Origin of the sequence: Pseudomonas retamae (assembly GCF_043496865.1) — a bacterium.
Taxonomy (GTDB): Bacteria; Pseudomonadota; Gammaproteobacteria; order Pseudomonadales; family Pseudomonadaceae; genus Aquipseudomonas; species Aquipseudomonas retamae.
On sequence record NZ_JBIEIL010000004.1, the window covers coordinates 576967 to 599340 of the forward strand.

The 22374-nt window shown below is 60.7% G+C and carries 21 protein-coding genes; 7 read left to right on the top strand and 14 right to left on the bottom strand.

What is annotated here, in order from left to right:
• Window positions 1–13 precede the first annotated feature (13 nt).
• Complete coding sequence (locus ACGSLL_RS11410; protein ID WP_394505811.1) at window positions 14–1624, top strand: arylsulfatase; 1611 nt, start codon at window positions 14–16, stop codon at window positions 1622–1624.
• A 103-nt stretch (window positions 1625–1727) separates the two neighbouring features.
• On the opposite strand, the gene ACGSLL_RS11415 is transcribed toward ACGSLL_RS11410, so the two are convergent.
• Window positions 1728–2801 carry a fatty acid desaturase gene (locus ACGSLL_RS11415; protein WP_394505813.1) on the bottom strand — a complete coding sequence of 358 codons (1074 nt, stop codon included), beginning with the start codon at window positions 2799–2801 and terminating at the stop codon, window positions 1728–1730.
• Between the two features lie 100 nt (window positions 2802–2901).
• Here ACGSLL_RS11415 and ACGSLL_RS11420 point away from each other — a divergent pair, with 100 nt between their 5' ends.
• A complete protein-coding gene (locus ACGSLL_RS11420) occupies window positions 2902–3906 on the top strand; it encodes an AraC family transcriptional regulator (RefSeq protein ID WP_394505815.1) in 1005 nt (334 codons plus the stop codon).
• Window positions 3907–3943: 37 nt separating this feature from the next.
• On the opposite strand, the gene ACGSLL_RS11425 is transcribed toward ACGSLL_RS11420, so the two are convergent.
• The 3 genes from ACGSLL_RS11425 to ACGSLL_RS11435 form a co-directional block, all read right to left on the bottom strand.
• Window positions 3944–4189: a helix-turn-helix domain-containing protein gene (locus tag ACGSLL_RS11425; protein WP_186632139.1), complete on the bottom strand. Its 246-nt coding sequence runs from the start codon at window positions 4187–4189 to the stop codon at window positions 3944–3946.
• Between the two features lie 108 nt (window positions 4190–4297).
• Window positions 4298–5686 carry a heavy metal sensor histidine kinase gene (locus tag ACGSLL_RS11430; protein WP_394505818.1) on the bottom strand — a complete coding sequence of 463 codons (1389 nt, stop codon included), beginning with the start codon at window positions 5684–5686 and terminating at the stop codon, window positions 4298–4300.
• Window positions 5676–6356, bottom strand: coding sequence for a heavy metal response regulator transcription factor (locus tag ACGSLL_RS11435; protein ID WP_090288178.1), 681 nt, complete (start codon window positions 6354–6356; stop codon window positions 5676–5678). Before ACGSLL_RS11435 ends, ACGSLL_RS11430 begins: the two co-directional genes overlap by 11 nt.
• 136 nt (window positions 6357–6492) lie before the next feature.
• Here ACGSLL_RS11435 and ACGSLL_RS11440 point away from each other — a divergent pair, with 136 nt between their 5' ends.
• Entirely contained in the window at window positions 6493–6978 is a 486-nt protein-coding gene (locus ACGSLL_RS11440; RefSeq protein ID WP_394505820.1) for a GlcG/HbpS family heme-binding protein, read from the top strand.
• 11 nt (window positions 6979–6989) lie between these two features.
• The gene (uraH, locus tag ACGSLL_RS11445; protein ID WP_394505822.1) at window positions 6990–7400 is read left to right on the top strand and encodes a hydroxyisourate hydrolase; all 411 of its coding nucleotides are present in this window, start codon (window positions 6990–6992) and stop codon (window positions 7398–7400) included.
• Window positions 7401–7524: 124 nt separating this feature from the next.
• Here the strand turns inward: uraH and ACGSLL_RS11450 are convergent, their stop codons facing one another.
• Window positions 7525–8202, bottom strand: coding sequence for a Crp/Fnr family transcriptional regulator (locus ACGSLL_RS11450; RefSeq protein WP_394505825.1), 678 nt, complete (start codon window positions 8200–8202; stop codon window positions 7525–7527).
• Between the two features lie 84 nt (window positions 8203–8286).
• Between ACGSLL_RS11450 and ACGSLL_RS11455 the strand changes: the two genes are divergently transcribed.
• A complete protein-coding gene (locus tag ACGSLL_RS11455; protein WP_394505827.1) occupies window positions 8287–8811 on the top strand; it encodes an Mpo1 family 2-hydroxy fatty acid dioxygenase in 525 nt (174 codons plus the stop codon).
• A gap of 146 nt (window positions 8812–8957) precedes the next feature.
• Here ACGSLL_RS11455 and ACGSLL_RS11460 read toward each other — a convergent pair whose 3' ends face one another.
• The 6 genes from ACGSLL_RS11460 to dibA all read right to left on the bottom strand — a co-directional run bounded on the left by ACGSLL_RS11460 (window position 8958) and on the right by dibA (window position 15183).
• Complete coding sequence (locus ACGSLL_RS11460; RefSeq protein ID WP_394505829.1) at window positions 8958–9947, bottom strand: sulfate/molybdate ABC transporter ATP-binding protein; 990 nt, start codon at window positions 9945–9947, stop codon at window positions 8958–8960.
• Window positions 9948–9950: 3 nt separating this feature from the next.
• Window positions 9951–10823, bottom strand: a complete 873-nt coding sequence (gene cysW / locus ACGSLL_RS11465; protein WP_090288166.1) for a sulfate ABC transporter permease subunit CysW — start codon at window positions 10821–10823, stop codon at window positions 9951–9953.
• A 12-nt stretch (window positions 10824–10835) separates the two neighbouring features.
• A complete protein-coding gene (gene cysT, locus ACGSLL_RS11470; RefSeq protein WP_090288164.1) occupies window positions 10836–11654 on the bottom strand; it encodes a sulfate ABC transporter permease subunit CysT in 819 nt (272 codons plus the stop codon).
• 153 nt (window positions 11655–11807) lie between these two features.
• Window positions 11808–12821 (bottom strand): sulfate ABC transporter substrate-binding protein, encoded by a 1014-nt coding sequence (locus ACGSLL_RS11475; RefSeq protein WP_394505832.1) that lies wholly within the window; start codon window positions 12819–12821, stop codon window positions 11808–11810.
• A 131-nt stretch (window positions 12822–12952) separates the two neighbouring features.
• Window positions 12953–13135: a sulfur starvation response protein OscA gene (gene oscA, locus ACGSLL_RS11480; RefSeq protein WP_007917682.1), complete on the bottom strand. Its 183-nt coding sequence runs from the start codon at window positions 13133–13135 to the stop codon at window positions 12953–12955.
• A gap of 95 nt (window positions 13136–13230) precedes the next feature.
• Window positions 13231–15183, bottom strand: coding sequence for a phosphodiesterase DibA (dibA, locus tag ACGSLL_RS11485; protein ID WP_394505835.1), 1953 nt, complete (start codon window positions 15181–15183; stop codon window positions 13231–13233).
• A gap of 146 nt (window positions 15184–15329) precedes the next feature.
• On the opposite strand from dibA, the gene desA reads away from it, so the two are divergent.
• Window positions 15330–16514 (top strand): delta-9 fatty acid desaturase DesA, encoded by a 1185-nt coding sequence (gene desA, locus ACGSLL_RS11490; protein ID WP_394505837.1) that lies wholly within the window; start codon window positions 15330–15332, stop codon window positions 16512–16514.
• A 146-nt stretch (window positions 16515–16660) separates the two neighbouring features.
• Window positions 16661–17650 (top strand): GGDEF domain-containing protein, encoded by a 990-nt coding sequence (locus ACGSLL_RS11495; protein ID WP_394505839.1) that lies wholly within the window; start codon window positions 16661–16663, stop codon window positions 17648–17650.
• Window positions 17651–17786: 136 nt separating this feature from the next.
• Here the strand turns inward: ACGSLL_RS11495 and ACGSLL_RS11500 are convergent, their stop codons facing one another.
• From ACGSLL_RS11500 to gabD, 3 genes are all read right to left on the bottom strand, one after another.
• A complete protein-coding gene (locus tag ACGSLL_RS11500; protein ID WP_394505841.1) occupies window positions 17787–18998 on the bottom strand; it encodes an HDOD domain-containing protein in 1212 nt (403 codons plus the stop codon).
• Between the two features lie 139 nt (window positions 18999–19137).
• Window positions 19138–20415, bottom strand: a complete 1278-nt coding sequence (gene gabT / locus ACGSLL_RS11505; RefSeq protein ID WP_394505843.1) for a 4-aminobutyrate--2-oxoglutarate transaminase — start codon at window positions 20413–20415, stop codon at window positions 19138–19140.
• Between the two features lie 185 nt (window positions 20416–20600).
• Window positions 20601–22043 carry an NADP-dependent succinate-semialdehyde dehydrogenase gene (gabD, locus tag ACGSLL_RS11510; protein ID WP_024011131.1) on the bottom strand — a complete coding sequence of 481 codons (1443 nt, stop codon included), beginning with the start codon at window positions 22041–22043 and terminating at the stop codon, window positions 20601–20603.
• Between the last annotated feature and the right edge of the window lie 331 nt (window positions 22044–22374).

Consider the following 22374-nt stretch of genomic DNA (forward strand, 5'->3'; position numbering starts at 1 on the left):
CAGGAGTTTCGCAATGCCGCAACGTCCCAATTTCTTGGTGATTCTGGCCGACGATCTAGGCTTCTCCGACATCGGTGCGTTCGGCGGCGAAATCGCCACACCGAACCTCGACGCGCTGGCGAACAACGGCCTGCGCCTGACCGACTTTCACACCGCACCGACCTGCTCGCCGACCCGCTCGATGCTGCTCACCGGCACCGATCATCACATCGCCGGCATCGGCACCATGGCCGAAGCGCTGACGCCCGAACTGATCGGCAAACCGGGTTACGAAGGCTATCTCAACGACCGCGTGGTGGCGCTGCCGGAGTTGCTGCGCGAGGCCGGTTATCAAACCCTGATGAGCGGCAAGTGGCACCTCGGTCTGACGGCCGAACTGGCGCCGCATGCACGTGGTTTCGAGCGCTCGTTTTCACTGTTGCCGGGCGCGGCCAACCACTATGGTTTCGAGCCGACCTACGATGAGCAAACACCGGGCCTGTTGAAATCCACCCCGGCGCTGTACATCGAAGACGATCAATTCATCGACGAGTTGCCCAAGGATTTCTATTCCTCCGATGCCTTCGGCGACAAGCTGCTGCAGTACCTCAAGGAACGCGACCAGACCCGACCGTTCTTCGCTTATCTACCCTTTTCCGCCCCGCACTGGCCGCTGCAGGCGCCTGCCGAAATCGTCGCGAAATACCGCGGCCGCTACGACGCCGGCCCCGAAGTGCTGCGCCTCGAACGCCTGGAAAAACTCCAAGCCCTCGGCCTGATCGAAGCGGATGTCGAGCCGCATCCGCTGATCCAGCTCAGCGCGCAGTGGGACGCGTTGAGCGAGGAGCAGAAGCAGATTTCCGCGCGGGCCATGGAGGTCTACGCGGCGATGGTCGAGCGCATGGACTGGAACATCGGCCGCGTCGTCGATTACCTGCGCCAGCAGGGCCAGCTCGACAACACGTTCATCCTGTTCATGTCCGACAACGGTGCCGAAGGCGCGCTGCTCGAAGCGTTCCCCAAGTTCGGCCCGGAACTGATGACCTATCTGAACCAGCATTACGACAACAGCCTCGACAACATCGGCCGCGCCAACTCTTACGTCTGGTACGGGCCGAACTGGGCGCAGGTGGCAACCGCACCGTCGCGGTTGTTCAAAGCCTTCACCACCGAGGGCGGCATTCGCGTGCCGGCGCTGTTGCACTATCCGCAACTGGCGCTCAGAGGACAGATCAGCCACGGCTTCGGCACGGTGATGGACATCACTCCGACGATTCTGGATCTGGCTGGCGTGAGGCATCCGGGCAAGCAGTGGAAAGGCAAAGCGGTAGCGCCGTTGCGCGGTAAATCGTGGCTGGGCTTTTTATCCGGCGAGACCGCTCAGGTGCATGACGAACACACGGTGACGGGGTGGGAACTGTTCGGGCGTCGGGCGATCCGCCAAGGGTCGTGGAAAGCGGTCTGGATTCCTGGGCCAGTGGGGCCGGCGACGTGGCAGCTCTATGATTTGCACAGCGATCCGGGGGAGATTCATGATCTGGCGCTGAGTCAGCCGGGCAAGCTCGCTGAGTTGATCGGGCATTGGCAGCGGTATGTGGAGGAAACCGGGGTGATTCTGAGTGCTTCGCCGTTTCAGCCGGATTGATGTGACCTGCACTATCGCCATCGCGAGCAGGCTCGCTCCCACAATGAAATGCGTTTCCCTGTGGGAGCGCGCCTGCTCGCGATGAGGCCTTGGCAGTCGATCGTTAAGCTTGAGCCGTACGCACCTCTTTCTGCGCAACGGCATCCCGGCGCACAAACCGGTTCGCCCGCCCAAACGTACCGAAATCATTGAACCGCACCCCCATCTCACGCATCACCTTGTGCGCTGCCGGCACGGTCATCTGGCGGATGTAAAATGGCTCCTTGACCACAAAATGATGAATCCCGTGGCTGCTGCCGAAGTTAAAGCAGAACGCCTGCAACGGCCACAGCCACCAGGGGTTCAGCACCTGACATTGCTGCAGCACATTGCCTGGCTCGACGTCGCCGTAGTAATGCATGTTCGAACTGATGAAGTGCAGGCAAAACGTGCGCAGCACATTCGGGCCGATGATCACCACGACGGCGATATCAATCACCTGCATCACCGCCAGTGTATTGGCTGACCAGTCGATCGGCGCGCCCAGCAGAAAGGCAACGCCGTTCGCTGCGTGAAAACCCAAAAACACATACCACGCGCCCCAGTGCAGCAGCGCCAACGGCGCGTAGACCTTGAACACACGCTTGAGAATGCCGAGCCTGTGCGCCCAGGTTTTGGCCCGCAACAGACGGATGAAAGCCGACATCATGTTGTCGCCGACCATCAACAGTCGCGCCAAACCCCACGGCTCGCCGTTGGTGATCGCACGTTCTTCCATGTCGGCTTCGGTGCCGGAAACCTTGTGGTGATTGAGGTGCAGCTGGCGCCGAATCCACGGATTGATCGTGCTCGGCCGCGCCAGCCACACCAGGCCCATCATCAGGTTGTGCGGCACGCGCTGCTTGCGGAAATACATACTGTGGATCAGGTCGTGCTCAAGCTCATGGGTCAGCGAGGCGAAAAATGCGTTGAGCAACAGGCACGCCCACCACGCCAGATGGCCACTGATGTACAACGCGGCCGAGCCGACCATGCCGACCAAAGCAAACGCCAGAATCCCTGCGCCCAACGCGTCCTGATGCTGAAGAATCGGGTAGCGCTCGCGCAGCTCCACGCCTTTGCCCAGCACCACCTCGCGAATATGCGCTGATCGTTGCGCCGCATTGAGCCGCTGGGGGCTTGCAGAAGTACCGTCCATGCTTCCATCCTCGGGTCTAAGATGTGTGAATCGTGCCTTGTCGGGGCGCCAATCGCGCTAGCCAAGAACGCCAACCTGTTGACCGGACGCGCCAATCAGCATGAAGGAACCGACCTCCCTCGCCAGCTGGACCCGTGCCTTGCGCAAGCAACTCGATGCGCTGGGGCTGGACAGTATCGCCTTGTGCCAACAGGCTGGCCTTGACCCGAGCCTGATGGACGATCCCAATGCGCGCTATCCGTTGTCTGGCACCACACGGCTGTGGGCGCTCGCCGTTGAGGCCAGCGACGACCCGGCGCTGGGCTTGCGCGTGTCGCGCTTCGTCAGCCCGACCACTTTCCACGCCCTCGGCTATGCATTGGTCGCGAGCGGCAGCTTGCGCGAGGTGTTCGAACGTATCGTGCGCTACCACCCGGTGGTCAGCGATGCGCTGGAACTGGAGCTGAGCCGCAGCGCCGACCGCTATCAATTTCGATTGAAAGTCCCTGTGGACAACCCGGCGCCGGCCTTCGAAGCCATCGACGCCTTCGCGGCAATCTATGTGCGCACCTGCCGTAATCGACTCGGCCGTGATTACGCGCCGCTGGCGGTTTATCTGCGCCGCCCTGAACCGACCGATGCCCATCAATGGCACAAGGTCTTTCGCGCGCCGGTGCATTTCGGCTGCGTCGAAGATCGCCTGGAGTTCGCCCTCGCCGACTTCGACAGCCACCTCGACGACGCCAACCCGGAACTGGCCGAACACAACGAAGCGGTGCTCAAGCGCACCCTGGCGCAGCTGCAACCGCTGACCTGGGAGCGCAAGGTGCGCGACGCCATCGAAGAACAATTGCCCGAAGGTGAACCGAGCGCCGAGCGCATCGCCCAGGCCTTGCACCTGAGCTTGCGTAGCCTGCAACGGCATCTGGCCGATGAAGGCTGCCGCTTCGACACCCTGCTCAACGAAAGCCGCGAAAACCTCGCGCTGCTGCACCTGCGCGATCCGCAGTGCTCGTTGAGCGAAGTGAGTTATCTGCTCGGCTTCGCCGACACCAGCAGCTTCAGCCGCGCCTTCAAGCGCTGGACCGGGATGACGCCGGGGCAGTTTCGCGATGGCTTGCGTTGAGTTACAACCAGCACAAGCCATGAGGCAGTGGAAGTACTCAAGTGTGGAAATTTTCCTTCTTGAGCATATCGAGAGTGGGACGGGCTGGTCGACGAACCGCGTCTAGTACATAGCCGAAGCCATTCAAGATTACCTCTACCTTACGCAGACCAATGTCAGAGACCGTGTTGTTCTCGATGCCGGAGATGGTCGCGCGACTCATACCGTACTTCAGAGCGAGGGCTTGCTGAGACAGCCCATTCGCTTTTCGGAGAGTTCTAATTAATTTGCCTATGTTTTCCATCTGAGCCGCCTGCATTATTTACGATGCATTTTTTCATTTTCAGCCGATATGCATTCTATTGAATGCATTTTCTTGCAAAAAAATGACCTTCATCCGCTTTTCAAATGATCAATGTCGCACCAAAAACCCCAACTCAAACACAGTACCCGCCGCATCACTCCTCACCCCCACTTGCCCCCCATGCAACTGCATGATCGACTGCACGATCGCCAGCCCCAACCCACCCGAATCCCCCGGTTCCGCCCGTGAGGGATCGACGCGGTAGAAGCGGTCGAACAGTTTGCCCAGATGCTCGAACGCGATGGCGGGGCCGTGGTTGTGCACTTGCAGCCAGACCCGGCCCGGCTCGTCGCGGCGGCGCAGGCTGATAACGGTGCCGGGGTCGGCGTGGCGTACGGCATTGGCCAACAGGTTGCCGAGCGCCCGTTGCAGCAATTGCTGATCGGCGAGCAGTTCGCCGTGTAACTGATTGTCCAGGCGCAGGTCGCGATCGTCCGCCAGGGCTTCGAAGTAATCACACAGTTCATCGCCGACGCTGTGCAGATCCAGCGGTTGCAGATTCAGTGCGCGCTCGGCCTGTTCGGCGCGGGCGAGGAACATCAGGTTTTCCGCCATGCGTTTGAGCCGTTCAAACTCTTCCATGTTCGAGGCCAGCACTTCCTGATATTCGGCTGTACTGCGCGGGTGATTCAACGCCTGGCCGTTGCTCGCCAGCAAAGTATGCAGCGGCGTGCGGATTTCATGGGCGAGGTCGGCGGAGAACTGCGACAGGCGCTGCACGCTGTCATCCAGCCGCGCGAGCATGCCATTGAGTGCTTGTACCGGCTCGCGCAGTTCTGTCGGTGTGCCCTCGGCGGGCAGGCGTTGATCGAGGCTGCGCAGGTCAATGACGCGCACCGCTGCGCTCAACTGGCGCAACGGTCGCAGGCCGCGGCGCAACAGCAACAGGCCAAGCGCAAAAGCGAGCAACGCGCCGAGGCCGACGGAGAGATACAGGCGCAGGCGATAACTGCTCAGCATCTGTTCACGCTCGCTCAGCACCTTGCCGGCAATCACGGTCAGAGATTCACCGTTCGGGCCCTGCGCCTGACCGGACAACAGCGCCACTTCGGCACCGTCGGCGGCCTGCCATGTCAGCACGTCGCGACGTTGCGGCATCTGCTCGCGGGCAATCGCCTCCAAGCTCGGCAGCTCGCGCTGACGCGGGTTGATGGTGATCACGCTGGAGCCATCCGCGCGGCGCACCAGCAGCAGGCTGTCGAGATTGCCAAGCATGTTCTGATACAGCCGCGGCCGCGCTTGCAGGGCATCAAGGCTGTCACTGTCGGCGAGCAAGGCGCGTACTTGTTCGAGGCGACCAAGCAGGGCCATATCGTCACGAAAGGCCAGTTCCGAAGCCAGCGAGCGATAAAGAAACACGCCAATCGCGCTCAGCACCAGTGCACAGACCATGGCGAAAGCCAGCGCCAGACGCCAGGCGATCGACTTACTCCACATCGTCGGGCGCTTCCAGTTGATAACCGACGCCGCGCACGGTGTGAATCAGTTTAGGCATATACGGATCATCGACCTTCGAGCGCAGCCGGCGCACGGCGACCTCGACCATGTTGGTGTCGCTGTCGAAATTCAGGTTCCACACCTGCGAGGCGATCAGCGTGCGCGACAACACTTCGCCCTGGCGGCTGGCGAGCAATTGCAGCAGGGCGAATTCCTTGTTGGTCAGGGCGATACGCTGGCCGCCACGACTGACCCGGCGGCGCAGCACATCGATTTCCAGATCGGCGATCTGGTAAGACTCGGCCTCGCGCATCGGCCCGCGGCGCAGCAAGGTACGCACCCGCGCGAGCAGTTCGGCGAAGGCGAAGGGTTTGAGCAGGTAATCGTCGGCGCCCAGCTCGAGGCCACGTACGCGGTCTTCAATGGCGTCTTTGGCCGTAAGAAACAACACGGGTGTGGCGCCGCGCTGGCGGATCAGTTGCAGCAATTGCCAGCCGTTGAGACCGGGCAGCATCACGTCGAGGATGATCAGGTCGTATTCCTGCTGCTCGATAAAGTAGCGGCCATCGAGGCCATTGAGCGCTACGTCCACGGCAAAACCCGACTCGCCCAGGCCCTTGGCGAGGAAATTCGCAGTCTTGGCTTCGTCTTCTACAACCAGCAAACGCATGGCACACCTCGTTCATTAAGGCACACAGGCTAGGCGCCTTCGGCGGCGTTGCCCATTACAAACTTGTAATCCAACTGACGAGGTTCTGACGAGGACCGGCCGTTAAGGTGACGACCTTCGCTTCTGGAGCTCGTCCATGACCGTCAAATACCTCGTTGCAAGCCTGATGATCGGCCTGAGTGGCGCCGCTGTCGCCAGCCCGGAATTGCCACGCCACGCCGACCTCGATCTGAAAACCGCACGCTGGCTCGCCGACAAGGCGATGAGCACCTGCACCGGCACAGTCTCGGTGCTCGATCGTGGCGGCAATCTGCTGGTGACCCTGCGCGGCGATGGCATCGGCCCGCACAACACCGCCGCCAGCCAGCGCAAGGCCTACACCGCACTGTCGACCAAGACGCCGACGCGACTGTTCGCCGAGCGCGCCCGCAGCAACCCGGAAACCGCCAACCTCAACACCCTTGATGAATTGCTGTTGCTGGGCGGCGGCATTCCATTGTTCGCCGGCAGCGAACTGGTCGGCGCCATGGGCGTGGCCGGTTCCGGCGGCGGCGAGCAGGACGAAAACTGTGCCCTCGCGGCCGCCGACAAGGCCGGCTTGACCATCACCTCTTCCCACTAAGGAGAACCACCATGACCACCCTGCGCATGACCCTCGCCGCCCTTGGCCTGAGCGCTGTTTCGAGCCTGGCGCTGGCCGCCGGCAACCCGTTGAGCGTGCACGTGCTCAACCTGGAAAACGGCCTGCCCTCGCCGGGCATCAACGTCTCGCTGGAAAAGCATGTCGGCACGCAATGGCAGCCGCTGGCGCAAGGCACCACCAACGAACAAGGGCGAATCGCCGAACTGTTCCCGGCCAGACAGCCCTTTGAAGCGGGTGAATACCGCGTGGTGTTCAAGACCGGCGAGTACTACAAGAAGATCAAGCACGACACGTTCTTCCCGGAAATCCCGGTGATCTTCGAAGTGAAGCAGACCGACCAGCACTACCACATCCCGCTGCTGCTCAGCCCGTATGGCTTCTCGACCTACCGCGGTTCCTGAAAACAGCACTGAACCCTGTGGGAGCGAGCCTGCTCGCGAAGGTATTGGATCAGTCGACATCATCGTTGAATGACCCACCGCTTTCGCGAGCAGGCTCGCTCCCACATGGGATTTCAGGCGCCCGTTAGAGTGTGGTCAGCGCCCGCAATCGCGCGGCATCGAGGATCTCGATCTCGCCGTATGCCAGACCAATGATCCCCTGCCCCTGCAGATCCTTGAGAATCTGGTTGGTGGTCTGCCGCGACAGCGACAGCATCGCGGCCAATTGCTCTTGCGGCAATTGCAGCACCCGGCGTGGCGCGTCGAGTTCGCCGTAGCCCTCGGCAATCATCAACAAACGATGGGCCAGCCGCGCCGGGGCCGGCAGCAGGCTGAGCTGTTCCAGACCGATGAAGGCCAGGCGCAGTTTGTGGCTCATCAGCAAGGCCAGATGGCGCCAGTACTGTGGTTGTTCGTCGAGCAGTTTCAGCAACGCGGTTTGCGGGATGTTCAGCAGCAGACACGGGCCGACAGCGTAAGCATCATGGGTACGCGGCTGACCATCAAACAGGCAGATTTCGCCAAACCAGTGCGGCGCCTCGACCAGACTCAACAACGCCTCTTTGCCCTGCTCGCTCACCGCGCCAATGCGCACGGCACCATCGAGCACCGCGTACAAGCCGCACGGTGCGTCACCGCGCTGAAACAGGCGCTGTCCCGCCGTCAGGCGCCGCTCGCGGCCCGCCGCCAGCAGACTATCCTGAAAGGATGCCGGCAGATGACTGAACCAGTGCCCGGTCAGCAGCCGTGAACGTATGTGCATAAACCCTCCTGGATTGTCGCCTGCCTGACAGAGCGAACCCGGTTGCCGAGGGATGATGCAACCAATCCCACTGGAGGAACAACAATGAAAAGCCTCGTCGACCACCTCAGCCAATACGCCGCCTACCACCGCGACCCGCGTAACATCGCCAGCCACTTTATCGGTATTCCGCTGATCGTTGTGGCGGTGGCGGTGTTGTTGTCACGCCCGCAATGGTCGCTGGGCGGTCTGTGGATATCTCCCGCCGTTCTGCTGGCGCTGGCTTCGGCGTGGTTTTATCTGCGTCTGGAATTGAAGCTCGGCGTGCTGATGACGGTGCTGATGGGCTTTTCAGTCTGGGCCGGGCATGCACTGGCGCAGCAGAGCACCATGGTCTGGCTGAGCAGCGGGCTGGGGATGTTCGTGATTGGCTGGGTGATCCAGTTTGTCGGGCATCACTACGAAGGGCGCAAACCAGCGTTTGTCGATGATGTGTCGGGGCTGATTGTCGGCCCGTTGTTTGTGGTGGCCGAGCTGGCGTTTTTGCTCGGGCTGCGCCATGAACTGAAAGCTCAGATCGAGGCGCGGGCGGGAGGGGTGCGGGTCAATCCGAATCGTGCGGCTGTCTAAATCGCTTTCGCGAGCAGGCTCGCTCCCACAGGGATTTTCCGCTCGTTCCCACGCTCTGCGTGGGAACGCCGCCATGGACGCTCCGCGTCCACTGTGACGCGGAGCGTCACGGGATGCATTCCCACGCAGAGCGTGGGAACGATCAGTTAAAGGTTGGCGACTTTCTGCCAGACCTTCGGTTTGAAGAACAGGGTTTCGCCCTTGGCCAGGCCGATCAGGCTGTCGTGATCCTTGACCACTTCAGCCTCGATCAGATCGCTCTGCCCCTCAACCTTCAACGTCACCCGCGTGGTCGCGCCCAACGGCCGAATGTCGCGCACTTCAGCGGCGTGGTGATCTTCCAGCTCATGCTTGGACAACGACACTTCGTGCGGGCGGAACAGCACGTGGTTGTCGTCGCTGAGCAGCAAGCGATTCGAATCGCCGAGGAAGTGATAAACGAAGTCGCTGGCCGGGTTTTCGTAGACGTCGCCCGGTGAACCGATCTGTTCGATCACGCCCTTGTTCATCACCACGATACGGTCGGCGACTTCCATCGCTTCTTCCTGGTCGTGGGTCACGAATACCGAGGTCAGGTTGATGTCCTCGTGCAAGCGCGCCAGCCACCGGCGCAGTTCTTTGCGCACCTTGGCATCGAGGGCGCCGAACGGCTCGTCGAGCAGCAGCACTTTCGGCTCCACCGCCAAGGCACGGGCCAGGGCAATGCGCTGGCGCTGACCACCGGACAACTGCTCCGGGTAACGATCCGACAGCCAGTCCAGTTGCACCATGTTCAGCAGTTCGTGAACCTTGGTCGCAATCTGGCTTTCGCTCGGGCGCTGGTTTTTCGGTTTCATGCGCAGGCCGAATGCGACGTTGTCGAACACCGTCATGTGCCGGAACAAGGCGTAGTGCTGAAACACGAAACCGACGTTGCGATCACGCACGTCGTGGCCGGAGACGTCTTCACCGTGGAAGACGATGTTGCCCTGATCGGGAGTTTCCAGACCGGCAATGATCCGCAGCAGCGTGGTTTTGCCACAGCCCGACGGCCCCAGCAGCGCCACCAGCTCGCCGCTCTGGATGTCCAGGCTGATGTTGTCCAGCGCTTTGAACGCGTTGAAATTCTTGCTGACGTTACGCACTTCGATCGACATGAATTATTCCTCCGCGGCGCTGGCGCGCAGGCGGTTGATACGGTTTTCGCTCCACTGCTTGAGCAGCAGGATGAAGAGCGCCAGGATCAGCAACAGGCTCGCCACGGCGAACGCGGCCACGTGGTTGTATTCGTTGTAGAGGATCTCGACGTGCAGCGGCAAGGTATTGGTCACCCCGCGAATGTGCCCGGACACCACCGACACCGCCCCGAACTCGCCCATGGCCCGCGCGGTACACAGCACCACGCCATAGATCAGGCCCCATTTGATGTTGGGCACGGTGACGTGCCAGAACATCTGCCAGCCATTGGCGCCGAGCAGGCGCGCAGCTTCTTCTTCCTGGGTGCCTTGTTCCTGCATCAGCGGAATCAGCTCACGGGCCACGAACGGCACGGTGACGAAAATCGTCGCCAGCACGATGCCCGGCAGGGCGAAGACGATCTGGATGTCATGATCCTGCAGCCACGGCCCGAACAGGCCCTGCGCGCCGAACATCAGCACGTAGACCAGACCGGCGATCACCGGCGACACCGAAAACGGCAAGTCAATCAGCGTTACCAGCATGCTCTTGCCACGGAACGAGTATTTGCTCACACACCAAGCGGCGCTGACACCGAATACCAGGTTCAGCGGCACCGAAATCAGCACCGCGAACACCGTGAGTTTCAGCGCCGACAGCGCGTCCGGCTCGAAGATCGCCGTGAAAAACGCGCCGAGGCCGTTCTTCAAACCCTGCGATACGACGATGAACAACGGCAGCAGCAGAAACAGGAAAAAGATCAGCCAGCCAAGACCGATCAGAACTCTGCGTGAAGTGGCACTGCCACGCCGCGCAGCGTTGGCCGCAGAGGCGGCCGCAATAGACGATTGGGACATGTGCGCGCCTCCTTATGGGGTTTCGATGCGCCGCTGCAACAAGTTGATCAGCAGCAACAGGACAAAGGAAACCACCAGCATCAATACGCCGATGGCCGTGGCGCCGGTGTAATCGTACTGGTCGAGTTTGACCATGATCAGCAACGGCAGGATTTCGGTTTTCATCGGCATGTTGCCGGCGATGAAAATCACCGAACCGTACTCGCCAACGCCACGGGCAAACGCCAGAGCAAAACCGGTCAGCCATGCGGGCAGCAGCGCCGGTACGAGAATATGGCGGAACACCTGGATCGGTTTGGCACCGAGGCACGCGGCAGCTTCTTCGACTTCGCGAGGAATGTCGGCCAGCACCGGCTGCACCGTGCGCACCACGAAAGGCAGAGTCACAAAGGTCAGCGCAAGGGTGATACCCAAAGGCGTGTAGGCGATCTTGAAACCCAGATCGGTGGCGAACTGCCCGACCAGGCCGGTCGGGGCATACAGCGCGGTCAGCGCGATACCAGCCACTGCCGTAGGCAAGGCGAAGGGCAAATCGATCATCGCATCGATCACCTTGCGCCCGGGAAAGGTGTAGCGCACCAGCACCCAGGCCAGCAACGTGCCAATGATGCCGTTGATGATCGCCGCGCACAGCGCAGTGCCGAAGCTCAGCTTCAACGCCGCCAGCACGCGCGGTGCGGAGATGATCGCCCAGAACTGCTCCCAGGTCAGTTGCGCGGCGTGGACGAACATCGCCGCCAGCGGGATAAGCACAATCAGACTGAGGTACACCAAGGTGTAGCCCAGCGTCAGCCCGAAGCCGGGTATGACGGGGGAGATACGACGCGACATAAAAGTCCCTGGTTAAAAACGCATCATTGTGGGAGCGAGCCTGCTCGCGAAGGGGCAGTATCAGCCAACATTCCTGCCGCCTGAAATACCGCCTTCGCGAGCAGGCTCGCTCCCACATGTTGTGCCCAGATAACAGGCTGGTTGAAGGTCAGATTACTGCGCCTGATAAATCTGGTCGAACACGCCGCCATCGTTGAAGAATTTCGGCTGCGCGGATTTCCAGCCGCCGAAGTCCTTGTCGATGGTCACCAGTTCCAGTTTCGGGAACTGCTGGGCGTATTTCGCGGCGACGTCCTTGTCACGCGGACGGTAGAAATTCTTCGCCGCGATTTCCTGACCAGCCGGGCTGTACAGGTGCTTGAGATAGGCTTCGGCGATCTGCGCGTTGCCCTTCTTCTCGGCGTTCTTGTCGACCACGGCTACTGGCGGCTCGGCGAGGATCGACAGCGACGGCACGACGATGTCGAACTTGTCGGCACCGCCGTCTTCTTTCAGTGCCAGGAACGCTTCGTTTTCCCACGCCAGCAGCACGTCGCCCTGGCCGTTGTTGACGAAGGTGATGGTCGAGCCGCGTGCGCCGGTGTCGAGAATCGGCACGTGCTTGAACAGGGTTTGTACGTATTCCTTGGCTTTGGCTTCGTCACCGCCGTTGGCTTTCAGGCCGTAGGCCCACGCGGCGAGGAAGTTCCAGCGCGCGCCACCCGAGGTTTTCGGGTTCGGCGTGATCACCGAGACGTCGTTCTTGACCAGATCGCCCCAGTCCTTGATGCCTTTCGGGTTGCCCTTGCGCACCAGGAAGACGATGGTCGAGGTGTACGGCGTGCTCGCTTCCGGCAGACGCTTCTGCCAGTCAGCAGGCAGGCTCTTGCCGAGCTTGGCCACTTCGTCGATGTCGCCGGCCAGGGCCAGGGTCACGACGTCGGCGCGCAGACCATCAATTACCGCACGGGCCTGCTTGCCCGAACCACCGTGGGATTGCTGGATCTTCACGGTGTCGCCGGCGTGGTCTTGCTGCCAGAACTTGATGAATTCGGCGTTGTAGTCCTGATACAGCTCGCGGGTCGGGTCATACGAGACGTTGAGCAGTTCGTAATCCTTGGCAACCGCGGAACCGGCAAACACGGCACTGGCCAGCGCGGCCAAAGCGTAGCGGCGAATCGACGACATGGTGAAAGCTCCTGGAATTCTCGGTGGTGGCTTTTTCTTATGGATTGCGTAATCGGCTGCCGGTCAAAGATCGCCGCCTGCGCCAGCTCTTGTCTGAAGCTCCCCGCAGGAGCTGGCGCAGGCTGCAATCTTTAGCCCGGTTGCTTACCGGGTTGCTGCAAGCGGAATTTCTCTTTGCGTTCGATCTGCACGACCTGGGCGTTGTGCACAGTGATTTCCACCGCGCCAAACCGCAGATCGCGCAGGGCGCTCTGGATTTCCCGCAAGATCGTGCTTTCGTCCTGACCGTCAACGCTGCGAAGGGATGCGCTCATGGTGCTGCTCCTTTGAAGGGGATATGCCTGGCAGTGGGCGGCACTGCGTTCGGCGTGGGAGCAATATAAGAGAGGTACTGATATTCTTAAAAAGACTATTTAAGAATGTTTATATAACCAGAAAAACCGCTCTTCCCACCCACCTCGGGGCAATGCTCAATCTCCCTCGCCGGCACCGGCCGGCCAAACCAATAGCCTTGCCCCAGATCGCATTCCTGTTCGAGCAGAAATTTCGCCTGCTCAACCTGCTCAATGCCCTCGGCATGCACCTGCATCCCCATGCTGCGGGCCAGCGCGATGATCACCCGGACAATCGCCACGTCATCCTCGTCCCATGGCAAACCGGCGACGAAGCCCTGATCAATCTTCAGTTTCTGTACCGGCAAGCGCTTGAGCCGCAGCAGCGATGAATAGCCGGTGCCAAAGTCATCGATCGCCAGACGGATACCCAGTTCACGTAGTCGATGCATCTGCTCCAATGCGACTTCCGGGTCTTCCATGACCGCACTTTCGGTCACTTCCAGTTCCAGATACGCCGGTTCCAGCCCGGTGTCGTGCAGCACCTGCGCCACCTGCTGGTACAACTCGCGGCGGGCAAACAGTCGCGACGACACATTCACCGCGACGAACGACAGCACCCCGCCGGCCTGCTGCCACTGGCACATCTGCCGGCAAGCCTGCTGCATGACCCAGGCATCGATTTCGGCAATCAGCCCGGTGCGCTCGGCAATCGGGATGAATTCTGCGGGCGAGACCAGACCGCGTTGCGGATGCTGCCAGCGCACCAGGGCTTCTACGCCGATCAGGCGGCCGCTTGGCAGGTCATGCACCGGTTGGTAATAAACCCGCAGCTCCTGTTGTTCCAGCGCACGGCGCAATTCAAAGGCGAGCTCCACGCGTTGTTGGGCATGGGCGGTGAGTTCTTCGGTGTACAAGGCGTACCCGTTGCGCCCGCTGCTTTTGGCCTTGAACAACGCGGCGTCGGCATTGCGCAGCAGTTGCTCGGCGCTCAGGGCATCGCTGGGAAACAGGCTGATGCCGATGCTGGCGTTGATCAACAACTCGTGGCCATCAACGCGAAACGCGTCCTTGAACGCATCGAGCATGCGTTGCGCCAACGCCGCTGCCTGCACCGGCTGTGGACAACTTTCGGCGAGCACGGCGAACTCATCGCCGCCCAGCCGCGCCAGGGTAACGCCGGGACCGAACAGCCCCTGCAAACGCGCCGCCACGGCCTTGAGCAAGCGATCGCCCACGTTATGGCCGAGGCTGTCATTGATCATTTTGAAGTGATCGAGATCGAGCATCAGCAACGCGCAACCGCGTTTGTGAATTTGCGCCGAGGCCAGCGCCTGCTCGGTGCGGTCGCTGAACAACAGGCGATTGGGCAGATCGGTCAGCGGATCATGGTGTGCGAGGTGTTTGAGTTCGTCCTCGGAGTGCTTGATCGCACTGATGTCGGAAAACACCGCGACGTAATGGCTGAGCCGGCCGTGATCATCGTGAATCACGCGGATGGTTTGCCACTGTGGATAAATTTCGCCGCTTTTGCGCCGGTTCCAGATCTCTCCGCTCCATTCGCCCTGCGCCTGCAACGTGGCGAACATGGCCTGATAGAAACCCGGCGGGTGATGACCGGATTTGAACAGGCTCGGCTGCTGGCCGAGAACTTCTTCGCGCTGATAACCGGTAATCGCCATGAACGCGCGATTGACGTGGACGATCAGGCCCTGATGATTGGTGACCAGCACGCCTTCGCGGGTGCAGTCGAACACCGCGGCGGCCTGACGCAAACGCTCACGATCGACATGGCGCTCGCGCAACCGCGCGCCGATGCCGAGAAACCCGTACAGGCGCGCCCGCGCCAGAAAGATCACCCCGGCACTCACCGCGGCGAACAGGTAACCGTTGATCAGTTGCCATCGGGCGATATCGACGGGGTCATCGAAGAAATTGTTTAATAAATGATCAGCTCCTTGCAGCCAGACCGTGGCAAGTACGAGATAGAGCAGCGCTGCACGCAAGGCATCGCGGTAAGTGGCAGGCATTCGACTGTCCATGTCCCTACAAAAAGGTTGGAATTATAGGTCAAGAAACATCCAGCGACTCTTTCCTTGAAGGGCGACTGGTTTTATCCGTGTGCTTGGTGATAATGCAACGGCAGTTTTTATCTTTATCGAGGGCCCTATAGCCTATGTGGTACGAAGGTTTTCTTGGCTTGTCGGCCTGGTCGCTGGTCGCGGTCACCCTGCTGATGACCCATGTGACGATTGTTGCCGTCACGGTCTATCTGCACCGTTATTCCGCGCATCGCTCGCTGGAGCTGAATGGCGGTCTGAAACACTTTTTCCGCTTCTGGCTGTGGCTGACCACGGCACAGAACACCCGCGAGTGGACCGCCATCCACCGCAAGCACCACGCCAAATGCGAAACCGAAGACGATCCGCACAGCCCGGTAATCAAGGGCCTGTCCACAGTGCTGCGCACCGGCGCCGAGCTGTACCGTGCCGAAGCGCAGAATCCGGAAACCCTGCGCATCTACGGCAAGAACTGCCCGGAAGACTGGATCGAGCGCAACCTCTACAGTCGTTTCCCGCTGCTGGGCGTGGCAATCATGGGCGTCATCGACCTGCTGCTGTTCGGCACCATCGGTATCACCATCTGGGCGATTCAGATGATGTGGATTCCGGTGTGGGCGGCCGGTGTGATCAATGGTCTGGGCCACGCGGTCGGCTATCGCAACTTCGAATGCCGCGACGCGGCGACCAATCTGGTGCCTTGGGGCATCCTGATCGGCGGCGAAGAACTGCACAACAACCATCACACCTACCCCAATTCGGCCAAGCTGTCGGTGAAGAAGTGGGAATTCGACCTCGGCTGGGCGTGGATCAAGGTCTTCAGCTTCCTCGGCCTGGCCAGGGTTCAGCGGGTAGCGCCCATCGCGCACCGGGTCGAGGGCAAAGGCAGCCTGGACATGGACACCGCCATGGCGATCCTCAACAACCGCTTCCAGATCATGGCCCAGTACCGCAAGCTGGTGATCGGCCCGCTGGTCAAGCAGGAGCTGGCCAAGGTCGATCATTCGGTGCGCCACCAGTTCCACCGTGCCAAGCGCCTGCTGTCGCGCGAGACCAGCCTGCTGGAAGATCGCCATCACTTGCGCATCCAGACCATGCTCGAGCACAGCCAGGCGTTGAAAGTGATTTACGAAAAGCGTCTGGCGCTGCAACAGATCTGGGTCAAGACCAGTTCCAATGGCCACGACATGCTCGCCGCCATCAAGGACTGGATTCACGAGGCCGAAGCCAGCGGCATTCAGTCCCTGCGTGAATTTGCCGACCAGTTGAAAACCTACTCGCTGCGTCCTGCAGCAGTCTGAGACCGTTGATCGGTGCACTCGCCCAGGCGAGTGCACCGTTTTGAACTTCGCCGAAAATCACCTATCTCAAAGACACTTCGCCACCCCCGGCGGGCTGTATTGTGGCCGCTGTCGAAATCGCGGCACGCCCTTTGAGATTTGTGCCGATGGTCAACAACAATCCAAAAGACTCATCCGTCCCGCAGTGGCCCGAGGCCGCGCAAACCCTGATGGCGCTGATGCATGCGCAAGGCGAGGTCGCACGCCTGAGCGAGCGCGAACAGCTTTTCAGCTCACTGCTGGTCAGCGTCAACGCTGTGCTCTGGGCGTTCAACTGGGAAACCCGTCAGGTGCTGTATGTCAGCCCCGCCTATGAACGGATTTTCGGTCGCTCTGCCGGGCTGCTGCTCGGCGACTACAACCAGTGGCGCGACAGCATCTACCCCGACGACCTCGACTACGCTGAGCGCAGCCTCGCCGAAGTGCTGCACAAGGGCGCGGTGGAAGATCGCGAGTACCGGATCATCGCCGCCGACGGCCAAGTGCGCTGGCTCAGCGACAAATGCTTCATCAATCGCCAGGACGATCCAGACCAACCGGTGATCATCGTCGGCATCGCCGAAGACATCACCGACAAGAAGCACATGGAAACCGAGCTGCAACGCCTGGCGACCACCGACGTGCTGACGCAAAGCAGTAACCGCCGACACTTCTTCGAATGCGCCAACCGCGAATTCGAAGAAGCACGCCTGCGCGGTACGCCGATGGCGTTTCTGCTGCTGGATATCGATGACTTCAAAGCGATCAACGACAGCTACGGCCACCCGGAAGGCGACAACGTGCTGCAACGGATTGCCGAGTGCGGACGCAGTTCATTGCGCCGTGGCGATCTGTTCGGGCGAATTGGCGGTGAGGAATTTGCCGCGGTGTTTCCCGGTTGCGCACCGGAGATGGCCATGCAAGTGGCTGAACGCTTGCAGCAGGAGATTCAGCGCTTGCGGTTCAGCCATGAGGGCCAGACGTTCGGCATCACCGTAAGCCAAGGGCTGACCAGTCTGACCGACGAAGACAAAAGCCTCGATAACCTGTTCGCCCGGGCGGATGCGGCGATGTATGAAGCCAAGCGCCAAGGCAAGAACCGCATCATCTCTGCCTGACGCCAAACCTCAGTCCGGCACAACACCCCTGTAGGAGCGAGCCTGCTCGCGAAAGCGGTGTCATTCAGCGCATCATTGTCTGAGGTGACGCTTTCGCGAGCAGGCTCGCTCCCACAGGGGTAAGAGGCGAAGCAGGTTATTTGCGCATCCGCATCAATTCCGGCAAACCAATCTTCAGCAACCGTGCCGTACGGCTCTTCGCAAGTTCCTCGACACCCTCATGCTCGGTCAACCGCGCCATCTGCGCCGCCATGTTCATCACCAGCGCCTCACGGGAATACACCCCACCGCCAAGCTGATAGACCGAGGCGATCAGTTCACGCAGTTCCAGCGGCAGACGCCAGCGCGTACGCAATGCAGAGCCATACGCCGCGCCGAACTGTGCCAGCGCTTCGCCGACTTCCTCCTGCTCGTCCAGCGCCCCGCCCGCCTGTTGCCACTCTTGCAGACAACGCAGCAGCGCCAGATCACCGAGGCGGTGAAGCATGCCGGCGCAATAACAGCGTTCCTGATCCAGATCGAGCAATCGCGCCAACGTGCGCGCATATTCGGCGGTATGCAGTGACAAGCCCCAATAACGTTCGGCGTAATCCGCCAGACACGGATCGCTGAGCCGGGCACTGCGCTTGAGCGCCAGCCCGAGGATCAGATTCATGCTTTGCCCCGTGCCCAGCCGATGCAGGGCTTGCGCCAGCGTCTGCACGGGCGCGCCATGGTGCTGCGCCGCGCTGTTGGCCGCGGCGATCAATACCGCGGTGATTTGCGGGTCGGTGCGAATCTCTTCTTCGAGCAGCTTCAGGTCGAGGCCATCGGGGTTGAGGCTGCGCTTCACCGCCACTTGCACATCGGTCATCAACGGCGCGCCGTCGGTTTGCTCACGGCGCCGCTCAAGAAAAACCGACAGGGTCATGCCCGGCGCCAGAGCAGGCACTTCACAGAATACTTCTTGCCCGGCGTTGAGCAGCAAACCCTGCAAACGCTCGGTCAGGCCCTCCATGTTCAAAGGTTTGGTCAGATATGCCGTCGGCGCCAGCGGGATGGCTTCGCGCACGCTGGCACTGTCGTTGCGGCTGCTCATCAGAATGAATGGCAGCGGTGGGTTGCGCTTGCGCTGACGCACGCTGCGCAGCACGTTCAAGCCGTCAACGCCGGGCAATTCCCAATCGACGATGGCCAGGTCATAAGGGATGTCTGTGAGCATCGACAACGCTTGCTGGCCATCGGCACACAGATCCAGCCGCGCGTCACAACGCACGTTCAGCAGCACTTGTTTGAGCAGATCGCGCGACCACGGATCGGCTTCGGCAATCAACACGCGCGGTACGGCGGGTAATTCAACGGCAATCATGCACGCACTCCCTGGCAATGCCTTGACCTTAGCCAATGCTGGCCAATCGTTACAGCGCTAAACGCCGATATGTTTGCGTCGGCATGAAAAAACCCGCCGAAGCGGGTTTTTTGTCGAGCTGATCACAGAATGCCGGGGCTTACAGCTCCGAGAAGCACTCTTCGATAATCGCCAGACCTTTGTCCAGTTGCTCGTCCGGCGACGTCAGCGGTACCAGTACACGCAACACGTTGCCGTAGGTGCCGCAGGACAGCAGGATCAGGCCTTTGTCGCGTGCCTTGGCCACCACGGCTGCTACGGCAGTCGGGTTTGGCTTGTGGCTGTCGCCGTTCTCGAACAGCTCGACCGCGATCATCGCGCCCAGCGCACGCACTTCGCCAATGACCGGGTATTTGGCCTGAATGTTTTTCAGGCCAGTGACCAGACGCTCACCGACAGCCTTGCAGCGGTCCAGCAGTTGCTCTTCTTCGAACACTTCCATCACGGCCAGCGCAGCGGCGCAAGCGATCGGGCTACCGGCGTAGGTACCGCCCAAGCCGCCTGGTGCGATGGCGTCCATGTATTCGGCCTTGCCGCAGACACCAGCCAGCGGAAAGCCGCCAGCAATGGACTTGGCGAAGGTGGTCAGGTCGGCAGCAACGCCCATCTGTTCCATGGCGAAGAAGGTACCGGTACGGCCAGCGCCGGTCTGCACTTCGTCAGCGATCAGCAGAATGCCGTGCTGGTCGCACAGCGCGCGCAGGCGCTTCATGAATTCTTTCGGCGCGACGTAGAAACCACCTTCACCCTGAACAGGCTCGATGATGATCGCGGCGATGTCTTTCGGCTCGGCGTCGTTCTTGAAGATGCGTTCGATCGAAGCGATCGAATCGTCGATGCTCACGCCGTGCAGTTCGTTCGGGTACAGCGCGCGGAAGATGCCGCCTGGCATCAGGCCCATGCCGGCCGAGTACGGTACGACTTTACCGGTCAGACCCAGCGTCATCATGGTGCGGCCGTGGTAGGCGCCGGTGAAGGCGATCACACCAGCGCGACCCGTGGCGGCACGGGCAATTTTCACGGCGTTTTCGACAGCTTCGGAACCGGTAGTGACCAGCAGGGTTTTCTTGGCGAAATCACCTGGGACCTTAGCGTTGATTTTTTCGCACAGCTCAACGTACGGCTCGTAAGCCAGCACCTGGAAGCAGGTGTGAGTCAGCTTGTTCAACTGCTCAGTCACGGCAGCAATGATCTTCGGATGCACGTGGCCGGTGTTGAGTACCGCGATACCGCCCGCGAAGTCGATGAATTCACGACCTTCGACGTCGGTAACGGTCGCGTTCTTCGCGGATTCGGCGAAGATCGGGTGAATCTGGCCAACACCGCGTGGTACAGCGGCGGTACGGCGGGCCATCAGTTCAGCGTTAGTCTTGCTCATTACAGTCCTCATTCGCCGCTCATCGGGCGGCGTGGTTCAAGGATGAAGCGGGAGGAATCGGCGGTGGCAGCATGCGATGATCGACTGCCACGGCGTTCCTGGCCGCAGAGAAAATGCAGGTTTGAAACCACGCAAAGGGACAGCGCTCTCGTGCCCTTTGCGTTTACAGCGAGCTCTTGCAGGGCTTAGATGCCCAGGCAGAGGTATTTGATTTCCAGGTAATCTTCGATGCCGTACTTGGAGCCTTCACGGCCCAGGCCCGAGGCCTTGATGCCGCCGAACGGCGCGACTTCGTTGGAGATCAGCCCCGTGTTGACGCCGACCATGCCATATTCCAGCGCTTCGGCGACACGGAACACACGACCGAGGTCGCGCGCATAGAAGTACGAAGCCAGACCAAATTCGGTGTCGTTGGACATCGCGATCACTTCGGCTTCGTCTTTGAAGCGGAACAGTGGCGCCAGCGGACCGAAGGTTTCTTCCTTGGCCACGGCAGCGTTTTTCGGCACGTTGGTGAGGATGGTCGGTTCGAAGAAGTTGCCTTCCATCGCCTTGCCGCCAGCCAGCACGGTGGCGCCTTTAGAAACAGCGTCAGCGATGTGCTCTTGCACCTTGGCCACGGCTTTTTCGTCGATCAGTGGGCCAGTGGTGGTGCCGTCCTCCAGACCGTTGCCGATCTTCAGCTTGGCGACTGCCACTTTCAGCTTCTCGGCGAACGCATCGTAGACAGCGTCCTGAATGTACAGACGGTTGGCGCAGACGCAGGTCTGGCCGTTGTTGCGGTACTTGGAGATGATCGCGCCTTCGACGGCCTTATCCAGGTCCGCATCGTCGAACACGATGAACGGCGCGTTGCCGCCCAGCTCCAGCGAGACTTTTTTGATGTCTTTGGCACATTCGGCCATCAACTGGCGACCAATTTCGGTCGAGCCGGTGAAGGACAACTTGCGCACGATCGGGTTGCTGGTCAGCTCGCTGCCAATGTCGCCGGCACTGCCGGAAACGACGCTGAACACGCCCGCCGGAATGCCCGCGCGCTGGGCCAGTTCGGCCAGGGCGAAAGCGGAGAATGGGGTTTGCGAAGCCGGTTTGAGCACCATGGTGCAACCGGCGGCCAGCGCAGGACCGGCCTTGCGGGTGATCATCGCCGCCGGGAAGTTCCACGGGGTGATCGCGGCGGTGACGCCGATCGGCTGCTTGATCACGATCAGGCGCTTGTCGGGCTGATGGCCCGGAATCACGTCGCCATAGATGCGCTTGGCTTCTTCAGCGAACCACTCGATGAACGAAGCGGCGTAAACGATTTCGCCCTTGGCTTCGGCCAGCGGCTTGCCCTGCTCAAGGGTCATCAGGCGCGCGAGGTCGTCCTGGTTTTCGATCATCAGTTCGAACCAGCGACGCAGCTTGCCGGCACGCTCTTTGGCGGTCAGCGCACGCCAGGCCGGCAGCGCCTTGTCGGCGGCTTCGATGGCGCGACGGGTTTCGGCAGCGCCCATCTTCGGCACGGTGCCGAGGATTTCGCCAGTGGCCGGGTTGTTGACCTTGATCGTCTGACCGTTGTCCGCATCGACCCAAGCGCCATCAATGAAGGCTTGCTGGCGGAACAACTGGGTGTCTTTAAGCTGCATGTCGGCTTTCCTTAACAGCACCGCGGCCTGCGCGGAGCAAATTATGATTGTAGAAAGGCGCCTCGCAAGGCTGCCGTCAGGGAAATCAGTGACCGGGTGTGGCGCATCAACAGTGCACGATTCGATACACCAGCGCTTCGACACCCAGCAAAGAGCGTTTGAAATCTCAAACGGATCGTAGGATCAAAGGGGTTAAAGGACAATAGGTCGTTCGAAAAAAAGAACAAAAACCCCGTTTTTCAGATCAACGCACCAAAAACCCGTACCGCAGGAAAAACCTTAGATCAACCCCGGCAAAGCGCCAAGCGAGGGTTTTGCAGGACGTTACCGC

What these genes read in the sequence shown, in the direction of transcription:
- uraH (WP_394505822.1), top strand. Translation starts at nt 6,990, where the DNA reads ATGACCACCCTGCGCATGACCCTCGCCGCCCTTGGCCTGAGCGCTGTT.
- oscA (WP_007917682.1), bottom strand. Translation starts at nt 13,135, where the DNA reads ATGAGCGCATCCCTTCGCAGCGTTGACGGTCAGGACGAAAGCACGATC.
- ACGSLL_RS11415 (WP_394505813.1), bottom strand. Translation starts at nt 2,801, where the DNA reads ATGGACGGTACTTCTGCAAGCCCCCAGCGGCTCAATGCGGCGCAACGA.
- ACGSLL_RS11475 (WP_394505832.1), bottom strand. Translation starts at nt 12,821, where the DNA reads ATGTCGTCGATTCGCCGCTACGCTTTGGCCGCGCTGGCCAGTGCCGTG.
- cysT (WP_090288164.1), bottom strand. Translation starts at nt 11,654, where the DNA reads ATGTCGCGTCGTATCTCCCCCGTCATACCCGGCTTCGGGCTGACGCTG.
- ACGSLL_RS11460 (WP_394505829.1), bottom strand. Translation starts at nt 9,947, where the DNA reads ATGTCGATCGAAGTGCGTAACGTCAGCAAGAATTTCAACGCGTTCAAA.
- gabT (WP_394505843.1), bottom strand. Translation starts at nt 20,415, where the DNA reads ATGAGCAAGACTAACGCTGAACTGATGGCCCGCCGTACCGCCGCTGTA.
- ACGSLL_RS11495 (WP_394505839.1), top strand. Translation starts at nt 16,661, where the DNA reads ATGGTCAACAACAATCCAAAAGACTCATCCGTCCCGCAGTGGCCCGAG.
- desA (WP_394505837.1), top strand. Translation starts at nt 15,330, where the DNA reads ATGTGGTACGAAGGTTTTCTTGGCTTGTCGGCCTGGTCGCTGGTCGCG.
- cysW (WP_090288166.1), bottom strand. Translation starts at nt 10,823, where the DNA reads ATGTCCCAATCGTCTATTGCGGCCGCCTCTGCGGCCAACGCTGCGCGG.
- ACGSLL_RS11435 (WP_090288178.1), bottom strand. Translation starts at nt 6,356, where the DNA reads ATGCGTTTGCTGGTTGTAGAAGACGAAGCCAAGACTGCGAATTTCCTC.
- ACGSLL_RS11430 (WP_394505818.1), bottom strand. Translation starts at nt 5,686, where the DNA reads ATGTGGAGTAAGTCGATCGCCTGGCGTCTGGCGCTGGCTTTCGCCATG.
- dibA (WP_394505835.1), bottom strand. Translation starts at nt 15,183, where the DNA reads ATGCCTGCCACTTACCGCGATGCCTTGCGTGCAGCGCTGCTCTATCTC.
- gabD (WP_024011131.1), bottom strand. Translation starts at nt 22,043, where the DNA reads ATGCAGCTTAAAGACACCCAGTTGTTCCGCCAGCAAGCCTTCATTGAT.
- ACGSLL_RS11500 (WP_394505841.1), bottom strand. Translation starts at nt 18,998, where the DNA reads ATGATTGCCGTTGAATTACCCGCCGTACCGCGCGTGTTGATTGCCGAA.
- ACGSLL_RS11425 (WP_186632139.1), bottom strand. Translation starts at nt 4,189, where the DNA reads ATGGAAAACATAGGCAAATTAATTAGAACTCTCCGAAAAGCGAATGGG.
- ACGSLL_RS11440 (WP_394505820.1), top strand. Translation starts at nt 6,493, where the DNA reads ATGACCGTCAAATACCTCGTTGCAAGCCTGATGATCGGCCTGAGTGGC.
- ACGSLL_RS11410 (WP_394505811.1), top strand. Translation starts at nt 14, where the DNA reads ATGCCGCAACGTCCCAATTTCTTGGTGATTCTGGCCGACGATCTAGGC.
- ACGSLL_RS11455 (WP_394505827.1), top strand. Translation starts at nt 8,287, where the DNA reads ATGAAAAGCCTCGTCGACCACCTCAGCCAATACGCCGCCTACCACCGC.
- ACGSLL_RS11420 (WP_394505815.1), top strand. Translation starts at nt 2,902, where the DNA reads ATGAAGGAACCGACCTCCCTCGCCAGCTGGACCCGTGCCTTGCGCAAG.
- ACGSLL_RS11450 (WP_394505825.1), bottom strand. Translation starts at nt 8,202, where the DNA reads ATGCACATACGTTCACGGCTGCTGACCGGGCACTGGTTCAGTCATCTG.